Below are 12,987 nucleotides of genomic sequence, written 5' to 3'. Positions count from 1 at the left end.
TTTTTTACGTCGAAATATGCTGCGCGGCAAGAATAGTGCTGGTGCAATGCCAAATAACGTTCTGGAAAGTGTCCTAATTCATCCGGCACGTGGTGAAAATATTTGGTTATGTGACTGAATTTATTTTTTTTTAATTTTCGATGAAAACTGGTTTCAGGAATCAGTTAGAGCTCGATGGGGGTGTTCGCAACGGGGAGCGGATATTTGAGCCGAAAACCGTTAAACAAAAGCCTTGCGCGTATGAACCGTTTTTACTGTTGTGGCATGAATGGCTTGCACTCGGGGGATGGAGCGCTAAGCTGCAGGCAAATATTGTTTGCGGAGTTTCGAGATGCCAGGAAAAATAGATACTTCCCTGCCGTTCAAGCCGGTAAATATTGCATTGCTGACAGTGAGCGATACGCGCAGTTTTGCGACAGACAGTTCGGGCGATATTTTGGTGCAACGTGCCGAGAAAGCCGGCCATGTAATTATCGAGCGTAAAATACTGCCCGATGATTTTGAGCAGTTGGTGGTGCAATTACGGGCCTGGTCGCTGGCGCCGAATGTGGATGTGGTCATTTCCACCGGTGGTACGGGTGTAACCGGACGGGATGTGACGACCGAAGCCCATCAAGCGGTTTATGACAAGGAAATACCGGGATTTGGTGAATTGTTCCGCTGGTTGTCTTATGCAAAGATCGGTACGTCAACTGTTCAGTCCCGTGCTGTGGCCGGCGTTGCGAACGGGACTTATATGTTTGCATTGCCCGGTTCTAACGGGGCATGTAAGGATGCGTGGGACGGCATTCTCGTCTATCAGCTCGATTTCCGTCATCGGCCCTGCAATTTTGTTGAGCTGATGCCGCGCCTGCTTGAAAAATAACCCTTTATTTTCGTTGCCTTGGCAAATGTCCAAAGGTCTGGTTGCTGCCTTTTCGGCGCGACATGTGGGTCTTTGGGCTTTGGGGCAGGGGGATATAAGGGAATGACGTACTGGAAGAATAATGGAAATAATCAGCGATCCATTTTTTTATATGGTGGCGATTCCGGCTGTTTTAATTGCTGGCGTTTCCAAAAGCGGTTTTGGCGGTGGCCTGGGGGTGGTTTCGGTACCCCTTATTGCCCTGGCTGTTTCGCCACAGGTGGCAGCGGCCATTATGTTGCCGATTTTGTGTTTGATGGATCTGGCCAATGTTTGGGCCTATCGCAAAAATTGGGATCGCCGCAATATGATGATCCTGATCCCCGCCGCCCTGATCGGGATTTTGGTGGGGTCCCTGTCCTTTAGCTATCTGAGCGAAGAAGCCGTCAAGATACTGATTGCATTGATCGCGATTGGTTTCACCCTTGATCACTGGCTGCGGCGCAAGTCATCTGGCAATAAGCCGCGTTCCGCAACCTGGCTTAAGGGGACTTTTTGGGGCACCATTTCTGGCTTTACCAGTTTTGTGGCCCATGCGGGCGGGCCACCTTTGTCGGTATTTTTGTTTCCCCAGCGGCTGGATAAAACGGTCTTTGTTGGCACGACGGTGATGTTTTTTATTGTCGTGAATTACGTAAAACTGATCCCTTACTGGTTTTTGGGGCAGTTCAACGGGGCCAATCTCGAAACGGCAGCGGTTTTGGCACCTGTGGCGATTTTGGGCACCTGGCTTGGTCTGTGGGCACATGACAAGGTAAACCAGCAACTGTTTTACCGTGTTTGTTATGTGTTGCTGCTGATCACCGGGTTAAAGCTGTTGTGGGATGGTCTTAGTCATTTTGGCATCCTGTAAAGCCGGTTTGCCAAGATCGTGCGACAAATTATTCAATGCGTTCAAGTAGGGCATGGCACCATCCGGTGTTGTGCCTTTTTTTGAATTTGATGCGACAAAACTTCAGAAATGTGAATTTTATTGTGATTTATGGTCGAAAAATACCATTTCGACTCTGTTTCTTGCGTCATATCCAGGGGGCGAACAGCATGATCAAGGTGCTGTGCGGGGAATTTCTTCCTCTTCATAGGTATATGTGAAGGGTGTTGTGGCGTGATATTTTTGCTCTTTTTGTATTACGTATTTTTCGCCTTTGAGTTGTGACAGTTTGGAATAGATATTTGTATGAATTGGAAATTAATGACAAGTATTTGAAATAATTTAGAAATAATTCTACTGATGTTTTATGTGTTTCAAAAATATGACGTGTACGACAAGGAAGTCGAGAGCAGCCTTTTCCCATCAGTAACTTAAAAAAAAACTGGGGGATAACATGCCTGAGAGAATTTTGAATGCTGCGACAAAGATGTCGGAACTGACCACAGCCAAAGTCAACGAAATACAGAACGTCACCAAGGCCGCAAAAATACTGGCGCTGAATGCACTGATAGAGGCATCCCGTGCGGGCGAAGCGGGACGCGGGTTCGCTGTAGTGGCCAACGAAGTGAACAGTATTTCCCAACAGGTCACATCAATAGCAACCGAGCTTCAGAATTTGTTTGCAACGGAAGCCCGCGATTTGCGCGGGACGGCACAAATGGTGCGTGGTGCGCGACTGTCTGATTTGGCACTGTATGTCATCGAACTGATTGACCGGAATTTATATGAACGGTCGTGCGATGTGCGCTGGTGGGCGACAGATAGCGCCGTGGTTGATGGATGTGCTGATCCGGACAATCAACAGGCGGCGCAGTGGGCGTCAAAACGCCTTGGCGTGATTTTGGATTCCTACACGGTTTATCTTGATTTATGGGTTGCGGACCGTCATGGCCGCGTTATCGCCAATGGCAGGCCGGACCTTTATCGGGTCAAGGGGCTGGATGTCAGTAATGAAAGCTGGTTTCGCCAGGCGATGGCAACCCGTGACGGTACGGAATATGCCGTGGCCGACATCGAACGCAGTCAGCATTTTGGCGGGCGCTCAACGGCAACCTATGCAACTGCGGTTCGGGCAGAGGGAGAGGCTGATGGCGAAATCATCGGAGCGATGGGCATCTTCTTTGATTGGGAAACCCAGGCAGATTCAGTGGTGAACTCGGTCAGCTTTGCCGAGGAAGAGGCTCCCAGAACCCGGGTGATGATTGTGGATCGTAATTTCAATGTTATTGCAACATCCGACGGGATGAGCCGTCGCGAAGAACGATTTATCCTTCAGCTTGGAAAGAATGACAAGGATTCCTATCTTCTGGAGGATGGCACCATTGTCGCCTTTGCCTTGACGCCTGGATATGAAACTTACGAAGGTATGGGATGGCGTGGTGTCATCGTCCAGAAACCGCGTAATGCGCTGCGTGCAGCTCCAAACCACGTTTCAGTGTCTCATTCAGTAGGCAGGAAGCGGCAGCTTGAGAGTATTGACGCCTGATTGTCGCAAGTGTTGCAAGCTTCTAAAGGACTGAAAGAAAATGTTCGGTGCTTCATGGCAGAGGCAGATGGTGAACCTGCCATGATCCCGGACGACAACCCTGCTGTCAGTTTCTGTCAGCAGGTCCCGATTTCGAGGATGGTTTTCAAAAACAGGAGGTGGTAGGAACATAAAAGGAACAAAAACCGGGAAGTTGTGATGGGAACACCGTTCAAAGACCTGTTTTCAAGTGCGTTGATTGCCGATATGGCGGCGCATATTTTACGTGTTTATCCCGAGTTTGATGATGCGGGTTTTATGCGCGATGCGTCAGAAAATCTTGCGGTACTGGAATTAAAGCAGCGCAGCAATCAGGTGCTCGACGCACTAAGTACGCATTTACCAACAGATTTTGCACGGGCAGTTGCAGTGATTAATCAAAGTCTGGCACCAGCTCCTGATGGCGATTTCAACGATATTACAGATCCAAAATCAGAAGTTTCGGGCGAGGGTGTTCGGGGTTGGGCGATCATGCCAATGGCTGACTATGTTGCCCGTCACGGTCAGGATAATATCGAATTATCAATGGATAGTTTGTATCAGTTAACGCAACGCTTCAGTGCCGAGTTTGCCATTCGCCCGTTCCTGGCAAATCACACGGGCCAAACATTGGCGATTTTATCTGGTTGGGTGGATGATCCGAATGCCCATGTGCGCCGCCTTGTTTCGGAAGGTACGCGAACGCGATTACCGTGGGGAATACGTTTGCCGGTTTTTATTGAAAATCCGGCCCCTGTCATTGCATTGTTAACGCGCCTGCGTGATGACCGGGCCGAATATGTCCGGCGTTCTGTTGCCAATAACCTGAATGATATTGCCAAGGACCATCCTGATCTTGTTGCAGAGATTGCGACGGATTGGTTGCATAATGCTCCCAAAAGCCGGCAGCGTCTGGTGCATCACGCCTGTCGCAGCCTGGTGAAGCAGGGGCATGAGGGGACGTTACGTGCATTGGGTTTGGGCCCGGTCCGGGTGGTGGCATCGTCGGTACGCTTAAAGAATGCTGCAATTGCAATGGGCCAGGAAATCGCCTTTTCGATTGATCTGAAGAATGATGAAAAGAAAACGCGGGACTTGGTGATTGATTATGCCATTCATCATCGCAAGGCCAATGGCAGCTTGTCGCCTAAAGTATTCAAGTGGAAAAAACTGCGCCTTAAAGCGGGTGAAAGTGTGAGTTTGACGCGCAGCCATCGGATATACGAAATTACGACCCGAAAATATTATCCGGGACAGCATTTGATCGAAGTGCTGGTAAACGGCAATTCCGTGGCAATGGCGCATTTTGACTTGCAGATGCAATAGCATACCGGCACGGGCCTTACTTATGCTCTGGCAAAAATATCAACGCCATTGCCGCGTTAAGGCTTGGCAAATGGTGTTGTCCGGAAGGGTTTTCATATTCCACTGGCATAATTTTGATAATATTGCGACAATTCGATAACGTTTTGTATTTTCATGCTGCGTTACGGGTTTTTCATGTCGCTGTTCATTGCCAAACTGGCGGTTTCGATCTTTGTGGTACTTGGGCTGTCGCTCCTTGCCGAGCGTGCCGGGCCGCGGGTTGCGGGTGTGCTATCAGGTTATCCGTTGGGAACGGCGATATTGCTGTTTTTTATTGCGATAGAGCAGGGCGTGCCATTTGCCCGGGAAAGCGCGGTTTATGCCTTGCCCGGACTGATTGCGACACTGGCTTTTTTATATGCCTATTATTTGGCATCGCGTGCCGTTGAACATCATGCGCTATGGGTGCAGATGCCTGTGGCATCATTGGCATCCTTTGTCGCATTTGTGTTTGTTTCCTGGCTGGGGCAGCTTGTTACCTTCACTTTGTTTGAAGCAGCCGGGGCCCTGTTGATTGCAATGTGTGTATCGATTTTTCTGTTCCGGGCCATTGAAAATGTCAGCATTGCCCAACGTGTACGCATAACCCGCAGCATTGTTGCCATTCGTGCCGCTATTGCCGCGCTGATCGTGGTTGCGATCAGCGGCGCTGCGGCCATTATCGGACCGCGATGGGCGGGGCTGTTTGCCGGTTTTCCGGTCACATTGTATCCCATGATCCTGATTTTGCATTTTTCCTATGGCATTGCACCGGTCCATACCGTGATCCGCAATTTTCCGCGCGGGATGGGGGCGTTGCTGATTTACATCGTTTCCGTCTGCTTTACTTATCCGCAATTTGGTGCCGGTGTTGGAACGCTTCTCGCTTTTGGTGCAGCAACACTCTATCTTGTGGGCTATTCCAGCGTCGTTTGGTGGCGCAGTCGGGCGCTTGTGCAAAACGGTCACTGATTGCCGGTATTCGGCATCTTGCCTGCACACCATTCCAAGAACGTATTTTGTGGGGAGGAAAAGCCGAATGCAGCAGGTTCAATCGCTGGTGCGTGCCCTTGGCATATTAAATACCCTGGCAGATAGCGACGATGGCATGACCCTGACTGAGATTTCGCAACGGGTGAAATTGCCGCCTTCTACGGTGCATCGTCTGTTAACCACAATGCAGCACGAGCGTTATGTTACCTTTGATGGCGAACGGACCTTATGGTCAATTGGGGTGCAGGCCTTTAGTGTTGGAAATGCCTTTACCAAAAACCGCAATCTCAGCCAGATAGCGCGTCCCTATATGCGGGCCTTGATGGAGGAAAGTGGCGAGACTGTTAATTTGGCGGTGGCCGACGGCGGAGAAGTCATTTTTCTCTCTCAGGTGGAGTGCCGGAAGATGATGCGTGCCCTGGTCACGCCGGGACGGCGTGCGCTCATGCACTGTTCGGGGGTTGGCAAGGCTTTGCTGGCTTTTTTGCCCGACAGGGAAGTGGATGTTATCATCAATCAGCACGGCCTGCCCAAAATGACGGAACACACCCGCACCATGCCACACGGCCTGAAGCAGGATCTGGAAATGGCCCGCAAACAGGGATGGGCCGTTGACGACGAGGAGCACGCTGTCGGTTTGCGCTGTGTTGCCGGTGTTGTGCGCGATGAAACCGGCCAGCCGATTGCAGCCCTTTCACTTTCCGGGCCTGCTGCGCGTATTTCCGAGGAACGCCTTGCTGTTTTTGGCGCACTCGTTCGCCGTGTGTGTGGTGATCTTAGTCGCGAATATGGTGGCATCCCGGTGTGAAGCACAAGGTTGGCTGTCGTTAAAATAAAACGGCCCGTCTTGTTTGACGGGCCGGATCGATAATCTGGTTGCCTGCAATCAGCTTCCGGGGCAGGAAACACCCGTTCCGCCAAGTCCACAATATCCGTCGGGATTCTTGAACAGATATTGCTGATGGAAATCTTCAGCATAATAAAAGGTTGGTGCCGGTTCGATTTCGGTGGTGATTTCATCCATACCGGCATTTTTTAATGCGGCAAGGTAATTATCGCGCGAGGCCAGGGCGGCGTCGCGCTGTTCTTCGGTTGCCGGATAAATGACCGACCGGTATTGCGTGCCGATATCGTTGCCCTGGCGCATGCCCTGGGTCGGGTTGTGGTTTTCCCAAAAGATTTTCAACAGATCCCGATAGGAAATAATCGCCGGATCAAAAACCACCAGAACAACTTCGGCATGTCCGGTCTGGCCAGAGCAAACCTCACGGTAGGTCGGGTTTTGGGTAAAACCGCCAGCATAGCCAACTGCAGTGCTATAAACACCTTCCTGTTGCCAGAAAAGACGTTCAGCCCCCCAAAAACATCCCATGCCAAAAATGGCCGTTTCCAGATGGGCAGGAAAGGGGCCTTTTATCGGATTGCCGTTCACGACATGGGCTTCGGCAACAGGCAGGGCTTCGGCCCGGCCCGGCAATGCTTCGGAGGGCGAGGGCATCCGTGATTTTTCGGACGGAATGGTCTTAAACATGATCACCTGACAGATATGAGAAACGTATTTTGCAAAATGTAACCGGGTTTTGAGCTGTTGCAATGATCGATCTGACAAATTGTCTTGATTGTTTCTTTTTTGTTCGGCTCCGGAGCCCGGCATAATGCCCTGTGAAGATTGTTTGCTGTCAGTGAATGACGCGATGGAATGCCATAATTTTCCTTGCAGGACGTGAATGTAATGCGTTTGGTGCGGTCCTTCGGGCTTGTCGGTGGTGGTTTGGTGCTGTTGCTTGTCGGGCTGGCCTTCCTGCCACTGCCGCCGCCCTTTTTTGGCATGGTCCTGATTGCGTTTGCCTTACCGATGCTGGCCAGTGGATCCAAACGGGCGCGCCGATTAATCCAGTTTGCACGCTGGAAAATTGCCCAGCGTAATGGCTTTTTGGAAAAGGCCCTGTATCAGGCACCGCGCTGGATTGGCGTCTATTTGCGCAAAACCGACCCGGGGCCTGTTACACGGCGACGTCGACAAAAGGACCGGCATCAGCGGCTTTTGACGTAAATTGCCGGCTTTCTTTTCATGATCCGGGCGTATTTCAGGGCTCAACATAGCGGATAATACAGTCGAGTTTGTTGTCCTTGAGGCCCTGGCAAACGCGCTCTGCCGTTGCTTTGTCGATGAAATGCCCCGTCATCAGGCGAAAATAAAGCCCTTTGTTTTTTTTGGCATAGGTTCGGACTTCATGGTCAATACCTGTTAGCAAACCACCCGATTTCTTCTGCAATTTCAACCAACTGGATTCGGCCATTTCCCGGCTGCGATAAGCGGCAAGCTGCAACGCATAGTATGGCTTGCCGACTTGGTCCGATGGGGCCTGTTTGGTCATGGCCGGGGCTGGCGATGTTGGAATCGGCGGACCTTGCCGTTCCGGGGTGGTTGTCATTTCTGGCGCAGTTGGCGTGGACTGGGCTGCCATCCGGGATGGTTTTGGGGTGTTTGCGCCGGGCACCAGATCATCAGGTAACGGTGTCGGGGCAGAATTATCCTGGCGTGGAGCGGCGGGCATCGATTGCAGATTGCCATCTTCCTGCGGTGTACTGTTGGGCTGCAGGCCTGCATTTTTCACACTTGGTGCACCGGTCCCGCCGGTCAGTTCCAGAATTTCGGATGCAGGTGATTCTTCGGGTGGTTTGACGGTGGTGAGATTGCCAATGCCAACGGCTTTGTCATTTTCCAGACTGACCGGCTCTTTTGGGGGGGTAACCCGGGCAAGGGTTTCGGTATTGGGGCTGACTTCAATGGCAAAAGGCGGTGCGGGCGGATTATCATCTTCCGGCATTACATCAACCGGGCCTGCCGTAAGATAAAAGTCGGTGTTGCGTTTTACTTTAGGCGGATTTGGCAGATCCGGTCCTGGAGCAACCTTTGCCATTTGTACTTTTTCGTCAATTTCGTCCGACTTGGCCAGTTGCGGATTGGAATTGTCCAATACAGCCAGACGTTGCTGTGCCAGCCGGACAATCCTGCTGGAAAGATTGACGCCATTGCCACAGGGCATGGTGAAGGTACTTTCCGGATTGGCTGCTGTCAGCCAGAGATAAAGCTTTCGCGCCTCGGCGGGATGCCCACTCAATTCCAGCTCTATTGCCTGCTTTAGATCATTTTCCGGATCAGAACTGATGGTAATATCCCGTTCCTTTGTATCGGTCGGGGTTTTTGTTTTGCTCTCTGGTGACAGGTAAATTCCGCGGGCTGAGGGGCTTTGAAGAAAAAGCGAACAGGCTGCCAATTGCTGGGCAATGCCGAAATTCTCAAAGGTTTGATCAGGCGAAATAATATCGGCGGCAATAGTTGGATGTTCCGCCATGTTTTTAGCCCGGTCCGCTGCACATCCTGAAAGCAGGAGAGCAGCAGGCCCCGCAGCCATTAGCAGGCATCTCGCCTGGCGAAAGTTAAGATTCCTGACTGGAAAGCGGAATTTCGCCATCGTTCCCCACTAATACCCGGCTGTTTATGCAATCACTTTATGGCACTTATCATGTCGCAGCATCAGGAACTGTCAAGGCGGAGTTTTGTAATTTTAAGCCGTTTGATGGCTATTGGTTGAGAAGCCGGAATATGATTCCACCCAATAAAATCAAAACTGTAAGTGCCAGCGAGATATTGATGATGGATTTTGTCATGCGGGACATGACTTCCGGGGCGAGTGCGTTTGATCCTGTACCCGCCCGCATCGAACCTGCAGTTGAACTTGCGACATTGTCCCGGTTCAGGATTTTGACAACCTGCTTTTTTTCCTTGCGGGTTGCATCATCATATTTGTTCTCGACAATGCGTGCTTCGGTATTGTTGGTATTGTCGAGTGCCTTTTTCGCGCTTTCCATTGCGGCACCGTATTCCTGCACCGTTTCCAGTTCCATCTGGTTGCCGGTGGTTCGTGTAACCATGACGGTATAGGTTTTGCGAAGAGGATTTCCTGACATTGAGACCCGATTTAAGTAGTTGGTTTAGCGACAAAATGTCCTGTTCTTGCGGGAATGTACATATATACATTCGGCTAAATTTTAAGCACCGAATAAGCGGACGCCCTTAAATCCGAAACCTGAAAGTTTGTTGCGCGATCATGTTGCTATTGCGTGTTTGCACGATCAGGTATCGGTTGTCTTTCCATATTGTTTAACGGAGCCGTGAAACAAGATCAGACGGTTCAAAAAATGATTGCGTGAATATTTAACCAGCAGGATGGATGCAGCCAAGGGCAGGGTACCCGCGCAGATAAAAACCCTTCCCGGTCTCAAACCTGGAAGGGTTTCGCATGGGACGATTGGGGGAGGACGATTTTACCAGTTCGATTTTTTGCCGTTCAGCGCGTCGTTAAGGTCTTTATATTGTTCGCAGTCGGTGCCGCAAACGTCTTTCAGGCGGGCAAGATTTTGTTTTGCCATATCGACACGCCCGGTCTGAATGTAAAGTTCGCCCTGATACTCCAGGGCACCGCGATGATCAGGGTTGATTTCAAGGGCCTTTTCATAATTGGCTTCGGCCGACTTCATATCGCCTGTTTTGCGCTGGCTGTATGCGAGATAGTTTAACACATCGGCGTTTTTCGGATCCGCCTTGGTCATTTTTTTCAGGCTGTCGATGGCATCGGAATATTTTCCGGCATCAATCATTTTTACAACAGCGGGAAGGTCTGTTGCACTGTCATCGCTTGAGCTGCTGAAAAACCCCGCTGCAAAACCGGCAGAGCTATAAAGGCTGACGGCACCTGCGATCGCGGCGATACGGACAAATTTGACAACGTTTTGTTTGTTCATTTGAAGCTCGTGCTTTCAATCGGATATGGCATAAAGGCGGAGATTACGTCCGGCCTTGTCGGGCGCATTATAGCTGCATTGCGAATGCCAGTATCTCACAGCTCATAGAATTGTCGTAACGAATGTGTGAGGCCCTTGTGAAGGCCCGGCAAAAAAAAGGCCCGCCGATAACGTGACCGGCGGGCCTTTGACAGACGTGTCAATGTGATGGCGCGATTTAGAAATCGGCTTCGATCACGCGGTCCTGAATTTCACGAACCATATCTTCTGCCAGATCGGCGATTGCCACGGTCTTCTGGTGTTTGAAGCCAAGGCGACGAACCGATGCGGTTTTTTCTTCGGCTTCGCGTTTACCCAGTGCCAGGATCAGCGGGATCTTGGCATGGCTGTGTTCACGCACTTTGTAGCTGATCTTTTCATTGCGCAGATCAAGTTCAACATTCAAGCCTTTGGCCGCCAGTGCTTCCTTCACTTCACGGGCGTAATCGTCGGCCTCGTTGGTGATGGTGCAAATAACGGCATGAACCGGCGACAGCCACAAGGGCAAGCGGCCCGCATAGTTTTCGATCAGAATGCCGATAAAGCGTTCAAGCGACCCCAGAATGGCGCGGTGAAGCATGACCGGGCGATATTTTTCGCCGTCTTCCCCCATATAGGTCGCGTCAAGACGCTCGGGCAGAACAAAGTCAGCCTGAAGCGTGCCACACTGCCAGTCACGGCCGATGGCATCGCGCAGAACGAATTCCAGCTTCGGACCGTAAAACGCCCCTTCACCGGGATTGATTTCCAGTTTCAGGCCGGCCGCCTCGGATGCTTCACGCAGGGCATTTTCGGCCTTGTCCCAAATTTCATCCGAACCGGCACGCACTTCCGGGCGGTCCGAGAACTTGACGACGATATCGGTAAAGCCGAAATCCTTGTAAACCGATTTCAGAAGGTCGCAGAAAATCTTGGTTTCCGAAACAATCTGGTCTTCGGTGCAGAAGATATGCGCGTCATCCTGGATGAACTGGCGTACCCGCATGATGCCATGCAAACCGCCGGACGGTTCATTACGATGGCAACAGCCAAATTCAGCCATACGCAACGGCAGGTCACGATAGGACTTGCTGCCCATCCGGAAAATCTGCACATGGCACGGGCAGTTCATCGGCTTAAGGGCAAGGACCTTTTCGTCACTGTCGGGCGCCGTCGTGAACATGTTTTCACGGAACTTTTCCCAGTGACCGGATTTTTCCCACAAAACGCGGTCAACAAGCTGCGGCGTGCGCACTTCCTGATAGCCCGCATTGCTCAGGCGATCACGGATATAGTTCTCCACCTTGCGATACAGCTTCCAGCCCTTGTCATGCCAGAAAACCGATCCCTGGGCCTCTTCCTGCATATGGAACAGGTCCATCTCGCGGCCAAGGCGGCGATGGTCACGCTTTTCGGCTTCTTCGAGCATGTGCAGATAGGCATCAAGCTGTTCCTGCGTTTCCCAGCAGGTGCCATAAATACGCTGCAGCATTTCGTTGTCGGAATTCCCGCGCCAATAGGCACCGGCAACCTTCATCAGTTTGAAAGCCTTGCCGATTTTCCCCGTTGACGGGGAATGCGGCCCACGACACAGGTCGATGAAGGCACCCTGGCGGTAACACGTAATCGTTTCCGTTTCCGGAAGATCGCGAATGATCTCGGCCTTGTAGTCTTCGCCCTTATCCAGGAAGAATTTGATGGCTTCGTTACGATCCCATACTTCGCGTTCGATTTTTTCGTTGCGATTGATGATCTCGTGCATCTTCTTTTCGATCTTAACCAGATCGTCCGGCGTGAAAGGCGTTTTACGGGCAAAGTCGTAATAAAAGCCGTTTTCGATGGACGGGCCGATCGTGACCTGCGTGTCAGGATATAGTTCCTGCACGGCTTCTGCCATGACATGGGCGCAATCATGGCGGATCAGCGGCAATACTTCTTCATGCCCCTTGGTTACGATCTCGATGGTTGCATCAGTCTCGATCTCGCGGCCAAGATCGCGGACTTCACCGTTAACGATAATGGCAAAGGACTTCTTTGCCAGTGAACTGCTGATGCTTTTGGCAACATCGAAACCCGATACGGGACCGTCAAATTCACGTACGGCGCCGTCCGGAAGCGTAAGGGCAATCATGTTCTGCTCAACTCTGCTTTTATGCGGGCGAAATAATCAAGGCGCACACCTTATACCCGTTGTTATAACGGGAAGTCTGCACAAGAAAACAAATTTTGGGATGGGGTCAAGTTCGCACTTTGGAAAAGGCGACTTTCTGGGCAGCAAAAAACGCCGCACAGCCATTTTGGCGTGCAGTGAATTCTGTTTTCATCAATTTTTTGTCGGCCATGCCGTGCATTGATGCTTTCCCGTTTGTTGCGGGTCAAATATAACAGGCTATAACCTGTGAGCAAGTCGTAACTGACCGATATTTGCCCATTTTATCATAATAATAACGCAGCAGGCGCCACCACGCCGATCAGGAAGGTCTC

At 51.1% G+C, this 12,987-nt stretch carries 12 protein-coding genes; 7 read left to right on the top strand and 5 right to left on the bottom strand.

The window, feature by feature from the left end:
- The first annotated feature begins 331 nt into the window (after positions 1–331).
- From moaB to TH25_RS08695, 6 genes are all read left to right on the top strand, one after another.
- Positions 332–865: a molybdenum cofactor biosynthesis protein B gene (gene moaB, locus TH25_RS08720; RefSeq protein ID WP_114088049.1), complete on the top strand. Its 534-nt coding sequence runs from the start codon at positions 332–334 to the stop codon at positions 863–865.
- Positions 866–986: 121 nt separating this feature from the next.
- Positions 987–1,757: a sulfite exporter TauE/SafE family protein gene (locus TH25_RS08715; protein WP_114088048.1), complete on the top strand. Its 771-nt coding sequence runs from the start codon at positions 987–989 to the stop codon at positions 1,755–1,757.
- Positions 1,758–2,229: 472 nt separating this feature from the next.
- Entirely contained in the window at positions 2,230–3,321 is a 1,092-nt protein-coding gene (locus TH25_RS08710) for a methyl-accepting chemotaxis protein (protein WP_114088047.1), read from the top strand.
- 198 nt (positions 3,322–3,519) lie between these two features.
- Positions 3,520–4,665: a DNA alkylation repair protein gene (locus tag TH25_RS08705; protein WP_114088046.1), complete on the top strand. Its 1,146-nt coding sequence runs from the start codon at positions 3,520–3,522 to the stop codon at positions 4,663–4,665.
- 174 nt (positions 4,666–4,839) lie between these two features.
- Positions 4,840–5,655: a hypothetical protein gene (locus tag TH25_RS08700; protein ID WP_114088045.1), complete on the top strand. Its 816-nt coding sequence runs from the start codon at positions 4,840–4,842 to the stop codon at positions 5,653–5,655.
- 67 nt (positions 5,656–5,722) lie between these two features.
- On the top strand, positions 5,723–6,484 hold the full coding sequence (locus tag TH25_RS08695) for an IclR family transcriptional regulator (RefSeq protein ID WP_114088044.1): 762 nt from the start codon (positions 5,723–5,725) through the stop codon (positions 6,482–6,484).
- Positions 6,485–6,562: 78 nt separating this feature from the next.
- Here TH25_RS08695 and msrA read toward each other — a convergent pair whose 3' ends face one another.
- Entirely contained in the window at positions 6,563–7,207 is a 645-nt protein-coding gene (gene msrA / locus TH25_RS08690; RefSeq protein WP_114088205.1) for a peptide-methionine (S)-S-oxide reductase MsrA, read from the bottom strand.
- A gap of 201 nt (positions 7,208–7,408) precedes the next feature.
- Here msrA and TH25_RS08685 point away from each other — a divergent pair, with 201 nt between their 5' ends.
- Complete coding sequence (locus TH25_RS08685; protein ID WP_114088043.1) at positions 7,409–7,729, top strand: PGPGW domain-containing protein; 321 nt, start codon at positions 7,409–7,411, stop codon at positions 7,727–7,729.
- Positions 7,730–7,763: 34 nt separating this feature from the next.
- On the opposite strand, the gene TH25_RS08680 is transcribed toward TH25_RS08685, so the two are convergent.
- The 4 genes from TH25_RS08680 to thrS form a co-directional block, all read right to left on the bottom strand.
- Entirely contained in the window at positions 7,764–9,035 is a 1,272-nt protein-coding gene (locus TH25_RS08680; RefSeq protein ID WP_181847500.1) for an SPOR domain-containing protein, read from the bottom strand.
- A gap of 229 nt (positions 9,036–9,264) precedes the next feature.
- The gene (locus TH25_RS08675; protein ID WP_114088041.1) at positions 9,265–9,651 is read right to left on the bottom strand and encodes a hypothetical protein; all 387 of its coding nucleotides are present in this window, start codon (positions 9,649–9,651) and stop codon (positions 9,265–9,267) included.
- Positions 9,652–10,008: 357 nt separating this feature from the next.
- Positions 10,009–10,485 carry a tetratricopeptide repeat protein gene (locus TH25_RS08670; protein ID WP_114088040.1) on the bottom strand — a complete coding sequence of 159 codons (477 nt, stop codon included), beginning with the start codon at positions 10,483–10,485 and terminating at the stop codon, positions 10,009–10,011.
- 217 nt (positions 10,486–10,702) lie between these two features.
- Positions 10,703–12,634, bottom strand: a complete 1,932-nt coding sequence (gene thrS, locus TH25_RS08665) for a threonine--tRNA ligase (RefSeq protein ID WP_114088039.1) — start codon at positions 12,632–12,634, stop codon at positions 10,703–10,705.
- Between the last annotated feature and the right edge of the window lie 353 nt (positions 12,635–12,987).

Source organism: Thalassospira profundimaris, assembly GCF_003326755.1.
GTDB lineage: Bacteria > Pseudomonadota > Alphaproteobacteria > Rhodospirillales > Thalassospiraceae > Thalassospira > Thalassospira profundimaris_B.
This window is presented reverse-complemented; position numbering and strand designations above follow the sequence as displayed.